The organism is Myxococcus eversor, assembly GCF_010894455.1.
Lineage (GTDB): Bacteria > Myxococcota > Myxococcia > Myxococcales > Myxococcaceae > Myxococcus > Myxococcus eversor.
In genome coordinates this window covers 397,064-417,703 of sequence record NZ_JAAIXY010000007.1, presented here as the reverse complement: position 1 = coordinate 417,703, position 20,640 = coordinate 397,064, and the positions used below count along the sequence as shown (strand labels likewise).

Genomic DNA, 20,640 nt, shown 5'->3' with positions numbered 1-20,640 from the left:
GGCCACGACACGCGGCGGCGCGGAGGAGCGGAGCCTTTCGCATGACTGAGCTGGCTCATCGCTGATTCGCGATGCTCGCCGCGGTGCGCACGCCGCCCACGGCGGTGGCCAGCGTGCTCTGACCTGGAAACACCGAGTCACCCACCAGCCACAGTCCCTCCATGACGCGCAGGGGGCCCAGGTGCTGGTAGTGGCTCCATCCCGCGCGCCGGGGAACGCCCCCCACCGCGCCGCCCTCCCGCTGCGTGAAACGCTGAAACGTGCGCGGCGAGCCCGTCAGCTCATGGGCGACTCCGGTCATCCACTCGGGTGCCAGTCGCTCCAGCCCCTCGCGCATGCGCGACTGGATGGCCGCGATGTAGCGCGCCTGTTCCTCCGGAGTCCCTGCGCGCAGCGTCTTCAGCGGGACGTGCGTCGACGCCGTCACCGTGCGGAGCCCCTCGGGCGCGCGGCCGGTGTCCGTGTCGCCGCTGATGGACATGAAGACGTGGTTGCCTTCGATGAAGGGCGCCCGAGGGTCCTGCACCAGCTCCAGATGGCTCGCTTCGGCGGCACCGACGCCAGGCGCTGTCACCACTCGATAGAGCATGGCCGCGCCCCAGCCCTCCGCGACACGCTCGGACAAGTCCCTCAGTCGGGGAACGCGCTCGGGTGACAGGCCCGCGAGCTTCATCACCCCGCTCGGCAACAGGTTGGCCACGACGTGTCGTGCGTGCAGTTCACCTCGCCGCGTCCGCACCCGCCAGCCTCCGTCCCGAGGCTCGATGGCCTTCACCCTGTTCGCCAGGAGCACTGTCCCCCCGCGCTCCTCCACCGCATGCGCCAGCGCCTTCGCCAGCACTCCGATTCCACCTCTCACGTGGCCCGTGCCGCGCCAGTAGTAGTCCATGGCCGCGAGCGCGAACGGCGCCTCCGCTTCCCCAGCCGAGCACTGAACGGTGATTTGACAGAGCGCATCCAGATATGTGCGAAGCGGCGTGAAGCGAGAGAGCCCCAGGTGCTCCAGCACGGCCCCCAGCGGTCTCCCCATCCATCGCGCGAGCGGCGCGTACCGGTGAATCCGTCCCGCGTGTCGAAGCAGCGCCTTGAGGTTCAGGGGCGGCAGCAGGTCCGGGTCATCGAACAAGGGCCAGAGCGCTCCCGCCACCTGAGCCTGAAGGTCGAACAGCCGTCGCACCGAAGAGGCTGGCGCACCGGGCAGCGCGCACAGCGAATCGATGAACCGGGCGCGATTCCGCGACACGGGCAACCGCAGCTCCGGCGTGCGCAGCTCCACCACCGGCTCCAGCCAGTCCACAGTCACGTCCAGCCGGTGCTCGCGAATCCAGCGGCCGAAGAGCTGGTGGGGCTCGAAGCCGGAGAACAGCGTGGCACCCGCCTCGAAGGCGTACCCGTCTCGCTGGAACGTGCTGGCGCAGCCACCCGGGTAGCTCAGCGTCTCGCAGAGCGCCACCCGAGCGCCCCGCCGCGTCAGCTCCAGGGCGGTGGCCAGCCCACCAAAGCCCGCGCCCACCACCACCACGTCGTAATCGAGAGTCGACATCGTCCGGGTCGGCGTCAACGGGACGAGGAGTCGAGGTCCCAAGTGGCTCGGACCCGCGCACCGGGCCCGAGCTGCTCCTAATGAAATCGCGCGCCGCTCGCGAGTCTTTCCCGCCGAACGTGGGCCGCTCGACACTGCCCACCGCACGGAAGCCCGTGCGGTGAACGTCCGCGCGCTTGTGTCAGCGATACATGAGCGCCATCGAGTCCATGCGAACCGACTGGCCCGGGGTGAACTCGGTCATGCACGCATCATCGGCGTAGCCCATGTAGTTGTGGATCGGGTCGGGCCCCGGGTCGGCCGGACACGAGTCCACCGCCACCGCGCACGTGTATGAGGGCTGGGCCCGAGGCGTGTCGCTCACGCCGTCGTCCGTCGCGCAGCCCGTCATGACGTGCATCAGGCCCAGCCAGTGCCCCACCTCGTGCACCGCCGTCTTCCCCAGGTTGTACGGCGCCGCGGTACCACCCGGCAACGTGGCATTCAGCAACACCACGCCGTCGTTGATCTGTGCTCCGGCGACGGTCCACGGAAACGTCGCCCACGCGATGAGCCCGGACCCGGGATTCGCCAGGTACAGATTCAGGGCGTCCTTGCCGCCCTGGCGCAACGCGGTCTTCGCCGCCAGTTCCGCCGCGCTGCCGGGCGCCATCCCGTACCACGTCGCGTTCGTCGTCCGAGTCACCGTCTTCAGGTCGAACACGAAGGGCGTGGCACTGTAGGCCGCGCGCAGCACGTCGAGCTGCGCGTTGATCGCCGCCAGCGGGACATCCCCATTCGCCGCCCCGGTGCCCCGGCGGATGACATGCACATAGGTCGGTATTCGCACCGAGCCCGGCGGCCGAACCACGCTCGCGCTCCGAGTCGACTCCCGCGCCACGCGAGTCAGCGTCTGCTCCGTGGGGTGCTCCGTCCCGCACTGTGAAGCGGTGACGTCGGGCTCCATCGGTTCGAGCCCTCCACCACACCCCCAGGCCAGCAGGCTCACCAAGACGAATGCCCTCGCGTTGCTTCGCTCCATGACCTGCCTCCAGTTTCGTGGGCGTGGCGGATGCGTCATCGCAGTGGCTCGAACTCAGGCACAGTCCGACATCATTGTAAAACGCGTCGGCCCGCGTCAGGGGCGGGAGCGCCTCCAGGGAGGATGAGCTTCAATCGTTCGCGAGCGGGCAAGCCCGAGGCGAGGGAGGCGTAGACTGGGAGAGAACGTTCACCGAAAGGGCTTCCCGTGCGCCGCCCCCTCGTCCTCCTCTGCTTCGTGCTCGTGGCCGGCTGCGCTTCTACGGGGAAACCCGTGCCCACTCCGGCGCCGGAGGTGGAGTCGGAGGCGCCGTCGAAGCCGCCCTTCCTCAATCCCGCGGAGATAGTGAAGCGGCTGGAGGCCTCCCAGGTCGCGTACAACATCGAGGGGAAGGACTCGCCTCCGGGGGGCTGGGCGGACCAGCTCTGGCCGCAGCGCGTGGCGCCGCGCGAGGCCCCACGCGTGGTGAAGGAGAACGGCGAGCTCGTCATCCTCGACTGGCCCGAGAACCCGAAGGCGCGGGCCCTGCTCGACGCGGCGGAGCCTCACTTCCAGGCGAAGCGCTACGAGGAGGCGGCGAAGCTGTACGAGCAGGCCACGAAGGTGTGCCCGGACTGCTATCTCGCGTGGAACTTCCGGGGAGACGCGGCGTACTTCGCGGGCGACGGAGCCACCGCGCTGGAGCACTACAAGATCGCGACGCGCATCAACCCGAATGACCACCGCTCGTGGTTCTTCCTGGGCAACGCGTACGCGCGGCTGGGCCGGTTCGATGAGGCGCTGGACTCCTGGGCGTGGTGCCTGGTCCTGAACCCGCGCTATCCCATCATCCGTCAGTTCTTCCGCACCAACTCCGGCCTGGGGCTCGTCGTCCGCGAGGATGCCATCGTCCCGCGGGGCTACGCGGAGCGGGCGGGCCAGGGTGTCACCATCCAGTTCGACCCGGACCATGACCCCGCCTGGCTCGCCTTCGCCAACTGCAAGGGGCTGTGGCTGGGCGAGCCGTCGCACCGCGAGGAGATGACGGGCACCATGAAGGAGCACTACACGACGGTGGAGGAGATGGAGTGCCTGGGCTCGGCGCTCATCGTCCACGCGAGCCAGAAGCACGAAGGTGCGGTGGAGCGCTCGGACCCGACGCTGGACCGCCTGGCCGCCATCACCGACGACGGCATGTTGATGCAGGCCGTGCTCTTCGAGGTGGGGGCCCGCATCCACCCCCAGGTCGTCCTCACGTTGGAGGACCCCGTTCGTCAGCGGCTCAAGGCGTATGTGCTCAAGCACGTCCTGGTGCCGGCGTCCGCCGTGGGAGGCTACGACTTGTGACGGACGCGCGGCGGGCCCAGGTCAGCGAGGCAGCTTGAAGCGGAGCGTGAACACGTAGGAGACGCTCTGCGGACGCCCCTGGAACGTCACGGGGCTGTATCGCCGGTGGTGCAGTGCATCCAGCACCTCCTCGTCCATGTGCGCCAGGCCCTTGAGGATGCGGCAGTCGCGCACGTCCCCCTCGCGAGACACGACGCACTTGGCGATGACCGTGCCCTCCACCCGGGCCATGAGGGCCCGGTCGGTGTACTCGAGCGGAGGGCCTCCCAGGAGCACCGGCTGCGTCATTCCCTGTCCGAACGGGAGCACCTCTTCGCCTGTGCTGTCGCCGCCGGGCCCCAGGTTGGGGATGTACGGCACGCCGACGACGGTGCTGTTCGGATCGCCCCTCGGGTCGCCACCCGGGATGCCGTCACCCGGAGGCACCGTCTCGTCGGTGTCAGACGCATTCGCCACCGGCTCCGGCTCGACGGGCTGCGGGTCGGCGGGAAGCGGGTTGATCTGCGTGGGCATCGTGGTGCGCTTGGGCCTGCGCGGCTTCGGCGGAGTGGCCTGCTTCGGCTGGGCCGGCGCCGCGTACCCCTTGGCCACCTGCTGACGGCCCTGGTACAGGGTCAGGACGTGCTCCTTCTCCGGCTCCTCGGGCAGCTCCGCGGGCCGTGAGGAGATGACGAGGACCGCGCCGAACAACCCCGCGTGGACCGCGACGGACCACCACAACCCCATGCCCAACCGCCCTGCACGCTGCCGCTCGATGACCGACTTGAACACGGAAGGCCTCCTCCCACCGACAGGCGCTCCCGGAGTCCACCGCACCACGCGGCGATTCTCCGACGTGGGCAGTTGGCTTGGAGCGCCCCGTCCACGCACCACTCAAACTACGGAGTCGGTGACGTGGAATGGCCGGAGGCAGTCCATCTGTTGGTCATGGTTTTGTCATGAGGCGGAGACCTCCATCCGGTAGCCCACCCCGCGAAGGGTGTGGATGGTGAATCCCGAGGCGCTCGTCCAGCCGAGCTTCTTCTTCAGGTTGGAGACGAAGTTGTCCACCGTGCGCGGGTCCACCACCACGTCCCGGCCCCACACCGCGTCCAGGATTTCTCCTCGGGGCAGCGCGCGCTCGCGGTGGCGAAGCAGATAGGCCAGCAGGTCGAACTCCGTGCGCGTCAGCTCCACGCCCGCGCCATCCGGCTTCGTCACGGTGCGGCGCCCCATGTCCAGCGAGTAGCCGCCGAATGTCGTCACCTGAGCGGGCGCCGTGCCCGCCCGGCGGACGAGGGCGCCCACGCGCGCGAGCAGCTCCCGCAGGCGGTAGGGCTTGGTGAGGTAGTCCTGCGCCCCGGCGTCGAAGCCCCGGACGATGTCGTCCTCGAGCGAGCGCGCGGTGAGCATCATCACCAGGCTCTTCACGCCCTGCGCGCGCAGGCGGCGGCAGAAGCTGTAGCCGTCCTCGCCGGGGAGCATCACGTCGAGGATGAGCAGGTCGAACTCGCGCTGGAGCAGGAGCGGCTCCGCGTCGCGGGCGCTCGGGGCCTCGGAGACGATGTAGCCCTCGTCCAGCAGGTTGTCCCGGAGCCCGACGCGCAGGTGCGCATCATCCTCGACGATGAGGATGGAGGGACGGGTGGAGGAGGGCGGGGTGGAGGTGGTCATCGACGCGGCTCGTGGAAGGTCAGCGCGAACGTGGTCCCCTCGGGTGTGGAGGAGGCCACCTGGATGTCGCCATGGTGCAGCTTCATGATTTTCCGGCACAGCGCCAGGCCTAGCCCGCTGCCGTGAACCTCCTGTCCGGGAGGCGTCAAACGATAGAAGTCCTGGAAGACGTTCTCCCATTCGGACTCGGGGATGCCCACGCCGTTGTCGCGGAAGAGCATGGTGCAGCCATGCCCCTCGAACACCCGGGCGCTCACGGAGATGCGCACGGGGCTGCGCTGGTTGTATGCGCACGCGTTGCGGCCCAGGTTGGAGAAGAGCAGCCGCAACAGGGACGGGTCCGCCTCCAGCTCAGCGTCGTCCATGTCCGTGGTGAGCTCCACCGGCACGAAGGTGGCCGAGGCCAGGTCGTCCCGCAGCGGGTTGACCAGCTCCTCCAGGCGCACGCGCGAGGAGCGCAGCGTCCAGCGCCCCTTGTCGATGCGGTTGAACGACAGGATGTTCTCCACCAGGAAGTGGAGCCCGTCGGCGGCCTGGACGATGCGGGCCGGGTAGTCGCGGACCTCGGGCGTATGGGCCAGCTTGCGCTCCAGCGTCTCGCCGAGCAGGCGGATGGAGGCCAGCGGCGTGCGCAGCTCGTGGGAGACGGTGGCCACGAAGTCGCTCTTGAGCTCCAGGAAGCGGTACTTGCGCTGCTGCGACACCAGCGCCAGCGCGACGATGGCCGCGGCGAGCGCGCCGCACACGGCCACCAGCAGCGTCTTCAGGCCATAGCGCGCTTCGATGTCCACCTCCGCGCGAGCCCACTCGGGCAGCTCCACGAGCAGCGGAAGCTCCCGCGCCGGTATCGCCGGGCGGTCCCCCACCAGGCGCACCTTTCCGTCCGCGCCGAAGAGCCCTCGCGTGCGCATGTCCTGGGTGATGGGGACGAGCAGCGCGGGGATGTCCACGGCGATGCCGTACAGCACCTCCCCGCGAGGCTCCACGTACCACTGCTCTCCCAACAGGGTGGGCTCCACCAGGCTCTCGGGCATCACGAGCATGCCCGCGCCCGCCTCGCGCGAGCGCTCCAGGAAGTCGCGCGTGGGCTCGCCCAGCGCGGCGCTCAGCCGGAGGATCCGCGACTGGAGGAAATCGAAGTCCGCCTGGGAGAAGCGGGAGCGCGCGCGCAGCAAATCCCGCTGCAACCCCGCGCCCCGGCCGATGCCGCCGAACTCCTCCGGGAGTCCCTCTCGCAAGAGGGCGCGGATGAGCGGCGTGGTGTGGGGGCCGCGCTGCAGGTGCTCCACCGCGAGCAGCAGGAACGGCAGCTCCTGCTCGGCGGGAAGCGTCTGGCGGGTGTGGTGCCGCAGCAGCTCCTCCACCAGCGCGGTGGCTCGCGACGACTCTCCGGCGACCATGGCGGCCTCGGCCGCGCGCAGTCGTGCGAGCCGGGGCTCCCAGCCCTCCGTGTGGACGCTGCCCCGGAGGTGGTCGGAGAGCATCTCGTAGAGGGCGCGCGCGGGCATGTCCTCGCCCGGCAGGGGATGGGTGAGGCGCGGGAGGAACTGCTGGCCGCGGAACTGGAGATAGAAGCCCTCGCCGGGGGCGAGCGGGTTGTCCACGGCGGCGTGGAGGGCGGAGACCTGCTCCTCCAGGTGGCGGGCGAGGACCTGGCGCAGGGACTCGGTGGCCGCGTGGGCCAGTGCGTCACGGCGGGAGCGGACCTGGGCGTGCGCGTCCTCGCGCTCGCGCGTGAAGATACGTTGGAGGCTCACCAGCCCCCATCCGAGGGCGAGGAGCCCGCAACCCAGGGCGATGAGCGTCGGAAGGAGCCTGCGCAACATGCGATTCGCTGAGGGTGACTATCGCACAGGACGCTGCCCTCGGAGACCTTTCGCATCGCCCCCCAGGGCTGGCGAGTGTCCCGGGCCAGCGGACGGTCGGCCTCGCGGTCCACGGGGCGACAGCGGAAGGGGAGGGGGACTGGCCGCCAGGGCAAGACGGTGCCGAGCTTCAGCCGTGGGCCCGAGGTGTCCACGCGGGCCTCAACCGAAGGGAGGTCCGCTGATGCACTTTCCCCTGTCACGGCTGTCCCCCGATGGGCCGTTGGTGCTGTGGGGAGGAGAGCTTCCCTCCGGCGGGCTCAAGTATCTGACGTTCTCACGCTACCTGGAGACGATGCCCGAGGGCGCCTGCGGCCTGGTGGAGCTGTCGGGCTCCTCGTCGTCGCTCGCGCTGGATGCGTTGGGCAAGGAGCGCGGGCTGCCGGTGCTCGCGCTCACGGACACGGCGGGTGCCGCCTACCTGCGAGGGCAGGGGTTCGGCGGTGAGGTGCGAACCGTGCGCCGGTTGTCCGAGGCCTGGGAGGTGGCACTGGGCTACGAGCGTCAAGGATGGTGCTGGCCTCGTCAGCTCTCCAACGGCGCGCTGGTGGGGTGCGTGGAGGGCTGGGCCAGTGAGCTGCGCGACGTCGTGCGCGAGTCATTCCCCACGGTGAGGCTGGTGGTGAGCGGCTTCGGCACGGGCGCGACGGTGGTGGGGCTGCACCGCGCCTTCACTCCGGAAGGCTATGACGTGGTGGGCCTGCAGCCGTCACTGGGCGCGCCGCTGCCGGGCTGGCGCCGGTGGATGGAGCAGAACCTGGGCGAGGCCGACCTCTTCCATCCGCACCGCGAGGAAGTGGTGCTGGAGACCGCCGGGCCCAAGCACTCGGATGGCCTGGCCGCGCTCCTCACGTATGCGCGCGCGGAGGCCCGGCCCGAGGAAGTGCTGGTCATCGCCCACAACGCCCGCCCTCCATTTGGCTGAGGCACGGCCTCGCAGTGAACGCAACTGTGTGGCAAATAGTCTGCCTTCTCCGAATTGCCAGCCAGGAATCGTGGCAATTCTCGGTATTCTTGCGCGGGGGGCAGGCGAGTTGCGGGGGGCTATTGTGTTGGAAACGCAATAATCAATAACCTCTGGACGCCCTTGCCGAGCAGGCGTCCGACGGCGTGGGGCTCTCAACACCACCCGAGAGAGGTCGTCGTTCATGAAGCGTCTTTGGATGGGCACGGTGAGCGCTGTGCTCGCAGTGCTGATGTGGTCCCCGCAGGCACACGCGAGGCAGGCCGCGGTTGATGCCTTTCTCCTCTCGCCGGCGGATCGCTCCCTGCCCCAGTCCGCGGCCACCGCGTCCCAGCGTGGCCTGCGCATCAACAGCGTAGAAGGTCGTCTCGGCGTACCCACGTTCGTATTCAGTGAGCGTTCCCTGAGCGCGGGTCCGCAGCAGTCGAAGGCCGCGCGTCCGCTGACGCAGGCCAGCGCGAACACCGCGGCGCGTGAGCACCTGCGGGGAGCCGCGGACCTGTACCGTCTGAGCGCCTCCGAGGTGAACAGCGCGGAGCTGCGCTCGGTGCATCTGCCGAAGGACGGCGCGGGCGCGGTGGTCGCGACCTACGGCCGTCGGGTCAACGGCATCGAGGTGTTCCGCAACGAGGTCAAGGTCGTCATGGACGCCAGCCAGCAGCTGGTGGCCATCTCCGGCTACCTGCAGCCGCGCCAGCAGGACGACGAGCGCAACGCCCAGGCGTCGGCCTTCCGCGTCTCGGCTCCGCAGGCCATCTCCCGCGCGTTCCAGGACATGACGGGCAGTCCGCTGGACGCCCGGGCCCTGGTGCCCGCGGGCGCGAAGGGCGACTACAGCCACTACACGGTGGATGCGAACCTGATGTCGACGCACGGCATGGGTGAGGCGCCGCGCTCGAAGCAGGTCCTCTTCCCGATGCCGGACGGGCTGGTGCCGGCGTACTACGTGGAGGTCAACGCGGGCCCGGCGTCCAACCCGGACGCCTCGTACACCGCCTACGTCATCGACGCGCGCGACGGCTCGCTGCTGCTCAAGCACAGCCTGGTCCAGTCCGAGCAGTTCACCTACCGCGTGTGGGCGGACCCGGTGAACCTGCTGCCCCACGACGGTCCTCAGGGCACCGAGGCCACGCCGCACCCCACGGGCGTCCCGGATGGCTACCAGGCGCCGCTGAACGTCCCGTCCAACCTGGTGACGCTGCAGAACTTCCCGTTCAGCCGCAATGACCCGTGGCTGCCGGCGAACGCGACGACGACGACGGGCAACAACGTCGACGCGTACGCGGACCTGGGGGGTGGCGACGGCTTCCAGCCGGGCTTCGACCTGCGCGCGCCGCTGAGCGACGTGGCGGGCCGTGGGTTCGACTACACCTACGACCTGACCCGGTCGCCCGCGGCGAACGAGACGCAGCGCCTGGCCTCCGTGGTGAACCTGTTCTACATCACCAACTTCCTGCACGACTGGTTCTACGACGCGGGCTTCGACGAGGCCTCCGGCAACGCCCAGATGAGCAACTACGGGCGCGGTGGCCTGGAGGGCGACAGCCTCCGCGTGGAGGCTCAGGACTCCGGCGGCCGTAACAACGCCAACATGGCGACCCCGGCCGACGGCGCCCGTCCTCGCATGCAGCAGTACATCTTCGACGGCGTGGCGGAGCTCACGGTGAGCGACCCGGCGCCGCTGGCGCGCAGCTACCTCTCGTACACCGCGTCCTTCGGGCCGACGGTGTTCAACCTGGAGGGCCAGTTCGCGCTGCCTCCCACCGGCTCCACCGAGGCGCAGACGCTGGCCTACCGGATTGGCTGCGCGGATGCCAACGGAGCTGACCCGTACGGTGGCACGAAGCCCTTCACCGGAAAGATCGCGCTCATCGAGCGAGGCTCCTGCTCCTTCGCCTTCAAGGTCCTCAACGCCCAGAACGCGGGCGCGGTGGCCGTCTTCATCACCAACAGCGCCGCGGGTGCGCTGGGAGCGATGGGTGCGAGCGGGAACGTCGCTGTCGACCGCGCCATCACCATCCCTTCGCTGTTGGTGTCCAAGCCGGACGGTGATGCCTGGCGGACGGCGCTGGCCACGGCGCCCATCACGGGCCGCATGCGCCGCAACTCCGACCTCGACCGCGACGGCACGCTCGACAACGAGATCGTCGCGCACGAGTGGGGGCACTACATCTCCAACCGCCTCGTCGGCAACGGCTCGGGTCTGACGAACAACCAGGGCGGCTCCATGGGCGAGGGCTGGGGCGACTTCCACGCCATGCTGCTGTCGGTGCGCGCGGAAGACGTGACCAAGCCTGGCAACAATCAGTGGCAGGGCACCTACGGCATGGCCGGCTACACCCAGAGCGGTGGTCGCAACCAGGGCTACTACTTCGGCATCCGCCGCGTTCCCTACAGCACGGACATGTCCAAGAACGGCCTGACGCTGCGCCACATGGCGGACGGCACGGCCATTCCCACCACTCACCCGACCAGCGGGGGTGGCAACAACGCCGAGGTCCACAACTCGGGCGAGGTCTGGGCCACGATGCTGTGGGAGTGCTACGCGAGCCTGCTGAACGCCCATCCGTTCGCGGAGGCACAGGACCGGATGAAGCGCTACCTGGTGACGGCCTACAAGGCGACGCCGGTCAGCCCCACGTTCCTGGAGGCGCGTGACGCCGTGCTGGCGTCCGCCGCCGCGAACGATCCCGCGGACTACCAGCGCTTCCTGGCCGCCTTCGCCAAGCGCGGCGCCGGCTTCGGTGCGCGCGTCGCGGACCGCAACAGCGCCGACCACATCGGCGTGGTGGAGAGCTACCAGACCGGCGACACGCTCGAGGTCGTCAGCATCAGCCTGGATGACACGGCCACGGGCTGTGACAAGGACGGCGTGCTGGACGCGGGTGAGACGGGCCGGTTCAACGTGACGGTGCGCAACGTGGGCGCCAACGCGGTCAGCGGCCTGACGGCCACCGCGGCCTTCGCGGGTTCCAGCGAGGGTGTCGAGGCGGCGTTCTCCAGCGGAGGCACGCTCAACTTCGGCAACATCGCGCGGGGTGCGACCGCGACTGCTTCCGTGACGGTCTCGCTGACGGCGGCTCCGGCTCCGGCGGCGGGTGGCCTGGCGACGCTGGGCTTCAACGTGACGTTCCCGAACACCCTGGTGGAAGGCTCCACCAGTCGTGCGTTCCAGACCGCGGTCAACTACGACGAGCGCGCCAACTCGTCCAACACGGACACGGTCTCCACGCAGAGCACGCCGTGGGTGGCGTCGACGTTCAACTACCGGCCGTTGTGGGACAACGGGCGGCCGGGTGCTCAGTACTGGCACGCCTCCAACGAGGCGACGGCCATGGACAAGCGGCTGACCTCGCCCTTGTTCAGCGTCGCGACCGGGCAGAACTTCGTGCTGTCCTTCCGCCACCGCTTCAGCTTCGAGTCCGCGTACCTCAGTGGTGCGTGGGTGCACTTCGATGGTGGTGCCGTCGAGTTCTCCGTGAATGAAGGCCCGTGGATCAACTGGTACGACCTCGACTGGTTCGCGGGTACGACGGAGACCGGCGCCAACATCAACCTCATCGATACCGGGAACGAGTATCTGGGTGGGTTCCCTGCCTTCGTGCAGCTGAGCGCGGGCTACCCCGCGTTCAACGCGGTGACCTACAACTTCGGTCAGCAGTTCGCCGGTCGTCAGGTCCGCGTGCGGTTCCGTCAGGCCTCTGACGGCGGCGTGGGCGCCTATGGCTGGGATGTCGACGACATCCGCGTCACGGGCATCACCAACACGACGCCGTTCACCTCGCGCGTCGCGGAGACGTATACCGGCACGGGCACGGCTCCCGCCTGCAACGTGGCGCCGGTGGCCGAGGCGGGTCTTTCCCAGACGGTGGCGGAGGTCATCGTGGGTGCTGGTGGTGTGCGGACCCCGACGGTCATCACGCTCAACGGCACGGGGAGCGTGGATCCGGATGGCTCCTCGTCGAGCCCGCTGACGTATGCGTGGACCCAGGTGGGTGGCCCCGCGGTGACGCTCAACGGCGCCACCACGGCCACGCCGAGCTTCAGCGCGTCTGTTTCCGCGAACACCATCTTCACGTTCCAGCTCGTGGTCAGCGATGGCACGGACTCCAGCCAGCCCAGGGTGGTGCAGGTCCTGGTGACGAACGTGAACAACCTCCCGGTCGCGGTGGCCCGCGTGCAGGATGGCGGCCCCACGACGGTGGACGAGCGTTCCGGCAGCGTCACGCTCGACGCGTCGGGTTCGACGGACGCGGACGGTGAGACGCTCCGCTTCACGTGGACCCAGACGGCGGGTCCGGCGGTGGAGCTGGATTCCACGACCATCGCCACTCCGACGTTCACGCCTCCGGAGGTGACGGCGGACACGGCCTTCACGTTCCGCCTGGTGGCGAATGACGGCATCAGCTCGAGTGCCCCCGCGACGGTCACCATCACCGTTCGTCAGGTGGATCGCGCGCCGGTGGCGAACGCGGGTACGGACCAGGAAGTCAGCTCGCGCTCCGCGGTGACGCTGTCGGGCAGCGCCGAGGATGCGGACGGCGAGGACATCACCTACGCCTGGACGCAGACCGAGGGTCCGACGGTGGCGCTCACGGGGGCGGACACGGCCACCGCGAGCTTCACGGCGCCGGATGTGACGACGGCGTCGGCGGTGCTGCGCTTCAGCCTCGTGGCGACGGCCAATGGTCAGGCCAGCGCGGCGAGCACGGTGACCGTCACGGTGACGCGCGACAACCGCAAGCCGGTGGTCACCGCGAACAACAGCTACACGGTGCACGAGGGCTCGGGCGTGAAGATGCGCGCCACGGGCACGGATGCCGACGGTGATGAGCTGACGTACACGTGGTCGCAGATCGCGGGTCCGTCCGTGCAGATCCAGAATGCGGACAAGGCGGAGGCCTCCTTCGTGGCCCCCGACGTGTCGGAGACGTCCGTGCTGCTCTTCCGTGTCCGCGCCAGCGATGGCGTGAGCACGAGCGACGCCGTCGAAGTGTCGGTGACGGTGCGGAACCTGGCGGACGAGGGTGGTTGCAACGCCGCGGGTGGCAGTGCCACCAGCGCGTTGGTGCCGGCCCTGGCCATGCTGGCGCTCGCGCTGCGCCGTCGTCGCAGGAGCTAGTGAATCGCCCGGCCTCGGCCTGAGGTCGGAGCGGAAGGTGTGAGGGGCGGTCCCGGGAGGTCTCCGGGGCCGCCCCTTGTTTTTGAGAGGGCCGCCGCGTGTTGAGCGGAAGGCCCGGGACACACGGAGGACGGCGATGTTCGTGAAGTCGAGTCAGCGCCCGCGTCGGGCACGATGGATGGTGGCGGGGGTGTTGCTGGTGGGGCTGGGGTGCCGGGGGCCTGGGGACGAGCTGAAGCGCGAGGTCGCTCCGCCGCCACCTCCGGACGCATCGAGTGAGGTGATGGTCCGGCCCGAATTGAAACAGGAGGACGCCGGCGCCCCGGTGTGCCCTCCAGGGCACTTTCAGTGCTGTGACGGGAGCTGCTCGGAGAATAAGCGATGCCCGGGGATTGCCTGCGACCCCCGTCCGGTGCCGCCAACGTTCAAGGAGTAGGAATCGCCCGGCTCGACGGGGTGCCTTGCCGAGCGCAGGGGGAGGGTGCGAGGGCTCGAGGCGGCGGTTCCGCTCAGGGGCTGTTCAGGCCCCAATGCCTGTTCACACACTGGATCTTGTTCGGGCCCGGCGGAGGAGTTGGGAAGTCTGAGGCCGCGGGCAGGTCCTTCCCAGTGTATTCGAATCGCAATTCAATGAATTTTACCGCCCCATGCTTGCGGATGACGAGCGGTGTACCCGCGAGCAGGCCTCCGGCACGGGAACCTGGGCAGGTGGTTCCCTCGGGGTTCCCATAGCCCAATTCAATGTCTTGGTTGAGAATGGCGACTTGGGCGGGCCCAAACCACGAGTCCAGGGCCAATCCGTGAGCGGGGATGGCTGCGATTGTCCCCGCGACAAAGCTCGCGATGGCGATGAGGCAGGCGGCTGTTTTCGACATCGGCGGACTCCAAATCCACAAGAGCTACCTGGCACCCCAGCTCATCGAAGCCGCCACATCAGTAGGTGCCACAGCTCGCGGGCTGCGCGGACAGCAGGTCATCGATGAGCCCCTTCGTATCCCTGAGTTTCTTCAAGTCCGGGTCGTTCTTGATCTCTTGGGGGTCCTGCAGCCCCGCGTGCCAAGCTTGCCGCACCAGGGCTGCGGCCTCGGCGAGGTCGTCGTTCTGCGTCCGAATCGTAAGCGTTCAGGGGGGATGGGCGGCTGCTGCTTCTCGTCGCTCAAGACGTTGCCCATTCCCCGGGCGGACTCCACGTCCTACCCGCGCGTCAACGTCTCGGCCCTCCCCTTTGGCCGGTTTTCAGGGGACCTTCATTGGCCGGTTTTGGGTGACCACTGAGGCCACCAGGTGCTCGTGGACCAGTCGTTCAATCTTCGATTCCAGCGTCGCAGTGGGTTTTGTTTGCATCCGCCACGGGTTGCAAACCGCGACGACGGCCTCAACACCACCCCTGAACGGTTACCTTCACAGGAGGCTGCGCAGTAATCTCATGACCTCACTGTCTCACCTGCGTTGACAGGTTCCGTCCGCGCTCGACTACGAGTCACCCGCTGGTTACGAGAAGAAACACCGCGCTACCGCTTGAGAGCGAAAGCGCGGAACGCTCTGCGGAACCGGGGTAACTTCACCCAGCACGTGCCCCGGCGGACGCTCACCCGGACCTGGGCGCTGGAGCACAACCCTAACCCCATTCAGGCAGCCTGAGCCCCGAGGGAGAAGGTGGATGGGGCCAACGTTGAGGTTGTGCTCATCGGCTGGGGCCTGACGGTACAGCCGTCACGACCGCGAGCATCCGCTTCAGGTTCTCCTGAGTGAGGGCATCAGTGGTGTTCATCGACTCACGTGCCAGCGCGATCATCCGCTTCGCCTCAGGAAGATCCTTTGAGGAAACAGCGGCAGCCCACTTCCAGTACTCGGCCGCTACGAACGTGTAGCGGTTCACGCCCAGCGGATGCTTCAACAAGCTACGGAGAGCGTTCTGGACGATCCTCCGGTTCCTCTTCCAGTGGGTCGCGCAGAAGAACGCATCTTCTGCGAGCGAGCGCCGGAGAGAGGCATCCGGCACGCGCCCGTTGTACTCCCGCTCCAGGTGCCGGAGACCTTGCCGGTAGCGCACCCAGTTCTCCCCTGCCAATGCGCTGTTCGCCTCTTTGGAAAGGTTGAAGGACCGCCAGTTCGAATCATGGAGGGTTGGATCCTGCGGACCCTCAACTATCCGGGGCATGGCATTCTTCTCCCGTTCCAAGAGTAGATCGCCGCCGGCCAGAAGCCTTCCGATGTGCAGTAATTGAGGCAAGATCCGCATCGAGATTCGCCATCCACGCGACCATGCATAACTCCGCCGCCTTTTGCTTGGCACCTTCCCAGACTACGGGTCCTGAGACCGACCTTCACGAGGACCCCGGGGCCGGGAGTTCATCTGCTCCTCGCGCCGCATGATGTTGTACTTCGCCCGCTGTTCCTCATCGAGCAGGGCCTTCATCGCCTGGTCCGTCTCGTCGCGCTGCGTCCGCAACGCCTGACGAATGTCACGCGGGTTCTTCGCGCCGGTGCGCACCTCCTCGAACAGGGTGTTGCGCGTCGTCTCCTCGGCCTCCAGCCGGCGCGTCAGCTCCTGCTCCTGCGAGTAGTTCAGCTTCGCCTCGGACACGAGCCGTTTGATTCGCTCCGTGCGCTGCTCCGTCGAGCGGACCTGCGCCTGCATCCACTCCTCCTGCCGCGAGCGGAACTGCTCGGTGCGCATCTCCTCCTGCACCGAACGCATCGCGTCCTTCAGCGCCTCGCGGCCTCCCTCGGTGCTCAAGGTCTCACCGGTCATCAGTCCCCGGACCTCGTTACGGAGCTGATCCAACTCCGCCGTCAGCGCCGGCGCCGCGCCACCTCCGTCGCCTCCCGTCCCCGCCGGCCGCCGCTCCAGCTCCATCAGGCGCCGGGACAGGCTCAGCGTGGTGTCCTCCAGCGCCTGGATGCGCCGCTCCAGCCCTTCCTGGCTGGCGGGCGCGGCGGCCACGGCCTCGGGCCGCTCGGAGGTGGAAGGCGCCTCGGTACGCCCCGGGGCCCAGAGGGCCACCGCGAGCGCGGCCGAGGCGAGGACGAAGGACACAGGGCCAAGGAGCTTGTTCATGACTTCTCCGACGGGGGCAGGGACGCCGTATTCCATACCCCGCCCGCCGCCCTGGCTCCACCCCGGTGTAGGCCCCAGGCCACCCACCGGTACGGGCCCTCGCGCGGCTCCTCGCCCCGCGCGAGGGCTCGTCTCAGCCCTGCTGCGCGGCTCCGGCGGGCTCGTCCATGTCGATGGGGCCCTGGTCAGGTCCCATCTTCAGGGCGCATGCATCGCACATCCAGAAGCGGACGATCATCCCGTTCTCGCCCGTGGACGTGTAGGTGGAGCCAATCACCTCGCCCCCCTCGGTCTTCTTGCAGGAGAGGCAGGTGTGCGTCGGATTGCTCTGCGTCATCACGAAACCTCGGGGTGTGGAAACGCAACGGACCGGCACCCAGGGAGTGTCGGTCCGCGCTTGAGCCTACTTCACTCCGGCCAGCTCAGCCGATGGCCATCTGATAGCCACCGTTGGGGTTGGAGCTCAGGAAGTGCCGCATCTGCTCCGGCGTGATCGTCTTCACATTGGCGTCGGCCGGGTCCCGGACGATGAAGTTGCCCTTCGAGTCCATGCCCGCCACCGTGACGTAGTGGCCAGACGTGCGGCCCTCGTTCTGGTGCGGAGGCATGGCGTGGTAGTCGCCGTTGGCCACCACCAGCTTGCCCGCCTTGAGCTGCTCCGTAATCCACTCCACGTTGGCGCCGGGGCCCTTCGTCACCGCGTTCTTGCCCATCGCCTTCGCCATGGACGCGATGCCGTTGACGCCCGTGCCGTTGGACGACGTGCCGCCAATCCTGCCCAGGTGGTTGATGAGCTGCGCGTCCGTCATGTCCTTCCCGTAGCCGACGGCGCGCGCAATCTGCGCCATCGACGTGGGGCCGCAGTTCGCGGGGCCGTTCGTGTACGCGCCATTCTTCCCAGCCGGGTTGTACTGGCTGATCTGCGGAACCTTGCTCGGGTCCACGCGGCCGTCACCCGTGACAGGCGCGGCGCCGTCCGTGGCCTGCGGTCCCGTGGGCTTGGGATTGAGGTCCACTGGCCCCGGCTTGTTCGTGCCCGGCGTGTACGAGCTCTGGTCCTTGCCCGCGACGCCCGGCAGCTTCAGCGAGTCACCCGCGAGGATGAGATTGGGGTCGGTGATCTTCGGGTTCAGCTCGCGAATCTGGTTGATGATATCCCAGTGCGACCCCTCCATGCCCTGGCTCTTGAGCTTCGAGGCGATGCCCCAGAGCGTGTCACCCTTCTTGATTTGATAATCCGACTCACCCACCGGCTTGCGCGGGTCCACCTGGTTCGGCGCCACACCCGGCTTGTTGCCCGGCGTGTTGTTGTTGCCGCCCGTCACCGTGCTGTCGGGCACGTTGGCGTTCGTCCCGCTCGGCGTCTTGCCGCCGGGGAACAGCCTGCTCATGTGGTTTTGAATCTTGCTCTGGTAGTCGTAACCCCGAGCGTCGTTCATGTTGCCCGCGCCCCGGTGCCACTCGCGCGCGGCGGCCAGGCTGCTGCCGTGCTTCTTCGTCAGGTCGCCAATCGTCTTGGCGAGGAACTCCATCTGCTTCTCGGGCGGAATCGTCTTCGCGCTCGCCCCGCGGCCCACCTGCATGCCGGACCACTTCTCGAACGAGGGCAACAGGCCGTTGTCATCCAGACCGATGAGCCCGTGGCCCGTGCCGTCCTGATGCACGCCGTGGTTCTTGAACGACGACTCCTGGGCGACGATGCCCGCGAGGACCTTCGGGTCCGCGCCGTACTTCTGCGCGTACTTCTCGATGTACGGCCAGAGCTGCTGGAGGTTCAGCTGAGCGTCTCGGCCCTGAGGCAAGCCCGCGGCTTGCGTCGAGGTGGGCGAGTACGTCTGCTGGCGACCTTCAATGCGGGGGGACATGGGCACTCCGCGATTGGAAACAGGGGTGTGGGAACAACAGATGTCCGGATTGTCGGCGGCTGAGAAAAAGAGTTGCGGCGACCCCAGTCGGTTTGGCCTGACTTCCGGGTTCGGAGAGAGATAGACGTGGAGCCTGTCTGGGTGAATCCACACAAGGAGTCGCGAATGAATGCACTGCGTTACGGACTCGTGACTGGCGCGTCATTGTGTCTGTGGGCGGGCCTCGCAGCCGCGCAGCAACCGCCACTCACGGGTGTCTATGCCAAGGAGGGCGCCACCCTCGTGGTGCTGGAGGGGGATGGGCAGACCTATGTTCAATACGACTCGAATTTTCCGAGCGGAAAGGGGACGGACGCCTGTGACTGCACCTTCGCTGTGGAGAAGAAGACCTCCCCGAAGTCATGGGACCTGACGACCTACATCCATCGTGAGAGCAAATGGACGCTGGGACTGGAAGCCGACAGGCTTGTCTTGAAGGGGCAGGGGCCGGGCTGTTGTGGCGCGGGGTGGTCCGGGCAGGACAGCTTCTCGCGGGCCTCCCTCCAGGCGTTGTCGACGTGCACGCTGAAGGCGAAGGAGGCCCTCCTGCGGCCGCTGGATGGGACGCGGCAGGGGCCCACCCTGGTGGCCGGGGACAAGGTGGAGATGCACGCCTCGTTGCCGATGCCGTACAACGTCCCCGTGCGCGTGGTGAAGGGGCCGCAGGTCGCCACGGGGCTCCTGTCGGCCAACGAACTGGAGTGCAGCGGGCTGCAGGGTGGCCTCGAGGCCGCGTCCGCCGAGGCGATGCGCGCCCTGGCCGGCAAGTGGGTGCAGGTGCGGCGCAAGGGCAAGGGCTACCTCATCGAGGAGTGGTGCGGGTCGAACACGCCCTCGGTGACGCTGGAGGCGTCCGGGTCGATACTCATCGACTACGGCCAGGATGACCTGCTGGGCCAGGTGCGGCGCGTGAATGCCGAGGCACGTGGCGGCTCGACGTTGCTGGTGGCCTACCAGCGCGGAGCCAGCGAGACGCTGAAGTGGACGGTGACGGACACGAAGCGGAACGTCATCCGTCTGCAGGGTGGGAAGGACTTCTTCCGCGAAGGCGTGCTCTACGTGCGCGACGACGCGCGCAAGGGCATCCCGGTAAAGGCCGAGGCCTGCGAGGAAGAGTAGTCCCCGCTGGCGAGGGACGGGAGGCGAGGGTGCCTCCCGTCCACCCTTCATCTTCAGCCGAGCTTGTACGGCTCCAGCTCCGGCACCTTCTCCAGCAGCAGCGGCGGCGAGTGGAGGTAGGCGGTGCTGCGGCGCTTCTGGTCGATGTCGTCGTAGACGCGCTGAACCTGCGTGGGCGTCAGGCCCATCACCTGCGCGGCCTCGTCCGTGGACACCGCGTGGTTCTTGGCCCACATCAGCAAGTCCAACTGCGAGTAGTGCACGGAGAAGTAGAAGTCCTCCTGCGACTGGGGAAGGCTGAACGTGTCGGTGGTGGGCTCGCCGCTGGTGATTTCGTCGATGACGCCCAGGTGCTTGGCCAGCTTGTATGTCTGGGTTTTGTAGAGGCCGGCGATGGGCTTCACGTCCGCGGCGCCGTCGCCCAGCTTCACGAAGAAGCCCTGGTCATACTCCAGACGGTTGGGCGTGCCCGCCACCGCGAAGTTCAGCCGGTCCGCGTGGAAGTAATCCATCATCTTCCGCGTGCGCTGCTTGAAGTTCGTCGCGGCGACAATCTGGGTATAGGCCTGGGGAGACAGCCGGAAGCGGCGCTCCTCGCCATTCACTTGCACCACGACGTAGAAGAAGTTCACCGCGTCCGTGTTCAGCCGGTCGCCGTGCATGACGATCTTCCACTTCATGTCGGGCGTGAACTCCGGGAAGACGGACTGCACCGCCTCGTCGCGCTGCCGGTAGCAGCCGGCGGCCTCGAGGATGGGGGCGATGTCGTGGAGCTGGTACTTGATTCCCAGCTTCTCGCAGAGCTTGCGGCCCAGCTGCGAGCTCCACCCGCTGGAGTCCTTCTCCGGCAGGAGGATGCCGAAGACGCGCTCGGGCCCCAGCGCCCGCACGGCCAGCGCCGCGACGCACGCGGAGTCGATGCCGCCGGAGACGGCCACCACGAGGCCGCGCTTGCGCAGCTTCTTCGTCACCGTCTCGCGCAGCCCTTCGGACAGCTCGGCGGCTTTCGCCTCCCAATCCAGTTCCAGCACCTGCTTGGAGAATTTCATTTGTGGACCCCTC

Annotated in this window: 15 protein-coding genes; 4 read left to right on the top strand and 11 right to left on the bottom strand. The window is 68.1% G+C overall.

The window, feature by feature from the left end:
- Window positions 1–55: 55 nt before the first annotated feature.
- Window positions 56–1,543, bottom strand: a complete 1,488-nt coding sequence (locus G4D83_RS17145) for a phytoene desaturase family protein (RefSeq protein ID WP_163865831.1) — start codon at window positions 1,541–1,543, stop codon at window positions 56–58.
- Window positions 1,544–1,724: 181 nt separating this feature from the next.
- Entirely contained in the window at window positions 1,725–2,564 is an 840-nt protein-coding gene (locus tag G4D83_RS17140; RefSeq protein WP_240356371.1) for a zinc metalloprotease, read from the bottom strand.
- 207 nt (window positions 2,565–2,771) lie between these two features.
- Between G4D83_RS17140 and G4D83_RS17135 the strand changes: the two genes are divergently transcribed.
- Entirely contained in the window at window positions 2,772–3,890 is a 1,119-nt protein-coding gene (locus tag G4D83_RS17135) for a tetratricopeptide repeat protein (protein WP_163865829.1), read from the top strand.
- Between the two features lie 21 nt (window positions 3,891–3,911).
- Here the strand turns inward: G4D83_RS17135 and G4D83_RS17130 are convergent, their stop codons facing one another.
- The 3 genes from G4D83_RS17130 to G4D83_RS17120 all read right to left on the bottom strand — a co-directional run bounded on the left by G4D83_RS17130 (window position 3,912) and on the right by G4D83_RS17120 (window position 7,369).
- Window positions 3,912–4,661: an energy transducer TonB gene (locus G4D83_RS17130; protein ID WP_163865828.1), complete on the bottom strand. Its 750-nt coding sequence runs from the start codon at window positions 4,659–4,661 to the stop codon at window positions 3,912–3,914.
- Between the two features lie 165 nt (window positions 4,662–4,826).
- Window positions 4,827–5,543, bottom strand: coding sequence for a response regulator transcription factor (locus G4D83_RS17125; protein WP_163865827.1), 717 nt, complete (start codon window positions 5,541–5,543; stop codon window positions 4,827–4,829).
- Window positions 5,540–7,369: a sensor histidine kinase gene (locus G4D83_RS17120; protein ID WP_163865826.1), complete on the bottom strand. Its 1,830-nt coding sequence runs from the start codon at window positions 7,367–7,369 to the stop codon at window positions 5,540–5,542. The genes G4D83_RS17125 and G4D83_RS17120 overlap by 4 nt, the downstream gene beginning before the upstream one ends.
- A 223-nt stretch (window positions 7,370–7,592) precedes the next feature.
- On the opposite strand from G4D83_RS17120, the gene G4D83_RS17115 reads away from it, so the two are divergent.
- Together G4D83_RS17115 and G4D83_RS17110 are read left to right on the top strand one after the other, a co-directional pair.
- On the top strand, window positions 7,593–8,333 hold the full coding sequence (locus G4D83_RS17115; RefSeq protein WP_205522649.1) for a hypothetical protein: 741 nt from the start codon (window positions 7,593–7,595) through the stop codon (window positions 8,331–8,333).
- A 223-nt stretch (window positions 8,334–8,556) separates the two neighbouring features.
- A complete protein-coding gene (locus G4D83_RS17110) occupies window positions 8,557–13,494 on the top strand; it encodes a myxosortase-dependent M36 family metallopeptidase (RefSeq protein WP_163865824.1) in 4,938 nt (1,645 codons plus the stop codon).
- Window positions 13,495–14,427: 933 nt separating this feature from the next.
- Here G4D83_RS17110 and G4D83_RS17105 read toward each other — a convergent pair.
- The 5 genes from G4D83_RS17105 to G4D83_RS17085 all read right to left on the bottom strand — a co-directional run bounded on the left by G4D83_RS17105 (window position 14,428) and on the right by G4D83_RS17085 (window position 18,420).
- Window positions 14,428–14,565 carry a hypothetical protein gene (locus G4D83_RS17105; RefSeq protein ID WP_163865823.1) on the bottom strand — a complete coding sequence of 46 codons (138 nt, stop codon included), beginning with the start codon at window positions 14,563–14,565 and terminating at the stop codon, window positions 14,428–14,430.
- Between the two features lie 613 nt (window positions 14,566–15,178).
- Window positions 15,179–15,736 carry a hypothetical protein gene (locus G4D83_RS17100; protein ID WP_163865822.1) on the bottom strand — a complete coding sequence of 186 codons (558 nt, stop codon included), beginning with the start codon at window positions 15,734–15,736 and terminating at the stop codon, window positions 15,179–15,181.
- A gap of 63 nt (window positions 15,737–15,799) precedes the next feature.
- Window positions 15,800–16,555 (bottom strand): hypothetical protein, encoded by a 756-nt coding sequence (locus tag G4D83_RS17095; RefSeq protein WP_163865821.1) that lies wholly within the window; start codon window positions 16,553–16,555, stop codon window positions 15,800–15,802.
- 133 nt (window positions 16,556–16,688) lie between these two features.
- Entirely contained in the window at window positions 16,689–16,892 is a 204-nt protein-coding gene (locus G4D83_RS17090; RefSeq protein WP_163865820.1) for a hypothetical protein, read from the bottom strand.
- A gap of 85 nt (window positions 16,893–16,977) precedes the next feature.
- Window positions 16,978–18,420, bottom strand: coding sequence for a C39 family peptidase (locus G4D83_RS17085; RefSeq protein ID WP_163865819.1), 1,443 nt, complete (start codon window positions 18,418–18,420; stop codon window positions 16,978–16,980).
- A 165-nt stretch (window positions 18,421–18,585) separates the two neighbouring features.
- Here G4D83_RS17085 and G4D83_RS17080 point away from each other — a divergent pair, with 165 nt between their 5' ends.
- Window positions 18,586–19,578 (top strand): hypothetical protein, encoded by a 993-nt coding sequence (locus tag G4D83_RS17080; protein ID WP_163865818.1) that lies wholly within the window; start codon window positions 18,586–18,588, stop codon window positions 19,576–19,578.
- A 53-nt stretch (window positions 19,579–19,631) separates the two neighbouring features.
- Here the strand turns inward: G4D83_RS17080 and nadE are convergent, their stop codons facing one another.
- Window positions 19,632–20,627: an NAD(+) synthase gene (nadE, locus tag G4D83_RS17075; protein WP_163865817.1), complete on the bottom strand. Its 996-nt coding sequence runs from the start codon at window positions 20,625–20,627 to the stop codon at window positions 19,632–19,634.
- Window positions 20,628–20,640: the final 13 nt, after the last annotated feature.

Bases quoted from the DNA above. Each gene is read 5' to 3' on its own strand.
- G4D83_RS17100 (WP_163865822.1), bottom strand. From the start codon at position 15,736: ATGCGGATCTTGCCTCAATTACTGCACATCGGAAGGCTTCTGGCCGGC.
- G4D83_RS17110 (WP_163865824.1), top strand. From the start codon at position 8,557: ATGAAGCGTCTTTGGATGGGCACGGTGAGCGCTGTGCTCGCAGTGCTG.
- G4D83_RS17085 (WP_163865819.1), bottom strand. From the start codon at position 18,420: ATGTCCCCCCGCATTGAAGGTCGCCAGCAGACGTACTCGCCCACCTCG.
- G4D83_RS17120 (WP_163865826.1), bottom strand. From the start codon at position 7,369: ATGTTGCGCAGGCTCCTTCCGACGCTCATCGCCCTGGGTTGCGGGCTC.
- G4D83_RS17095 (WP_163865821.1), bottom strand. From the start codon at position 16,555: ATGAACAAGCTCCTTGGCCCTGTGTCCTTCGTCCTCGCCTCGGCCGCG.
- G4D83_RS17140 (WP_240356371.1), bottom strand. From the start codon at position 2,564: ATGGAGCGAAGCAACGCGAGGGCATTCGTCTTGGTGAGCCTGCTGGCC.
- G4D83_RS17080 (WP_163865818.1), top strand. From the start codon at position 18,586: ATGAATGCACTGCGTTACGGACTCGTGACTGGCGCGTCATTGTGTCTG.
- G4D83_RS17125 (WP_163865827.1), bottom strand. From the start codon at position 5,543: ATGACCACCTCCACCCCGCCCTCCTCCACCCGTCCCTCCATCCTCATC.
- nadE (WP_163865817.1), bottom strand. From the start codon at position 20,627: ATGAAATTCTCCAAGCAGGTGCTGGAACTGGATTGGGAGGCGAAAGCC.
- G4D83_RS17115 (WP_205522649.1), top strand. From the start codon at position 7,593: ATGCACTTTCCCCTGTCACGGCTGTCCCCCGATGGGCCGTTGGTGCTG.
- G4D83_RS17090 (WP_163865820.1), bottom strand. From the start codon at position 16,892: ATGACGCAGAGCAATCCGACGCACACCTGCCTCTCCTGCAAGAAGACC.
- G4D83_RS17145 (WP_163865831.1), bottom strand. From the start codon at position 1,543: ATGTCGACTCTCGATTACGACGTGGTGGTGGTGGGCGCGGGCTTTGGT.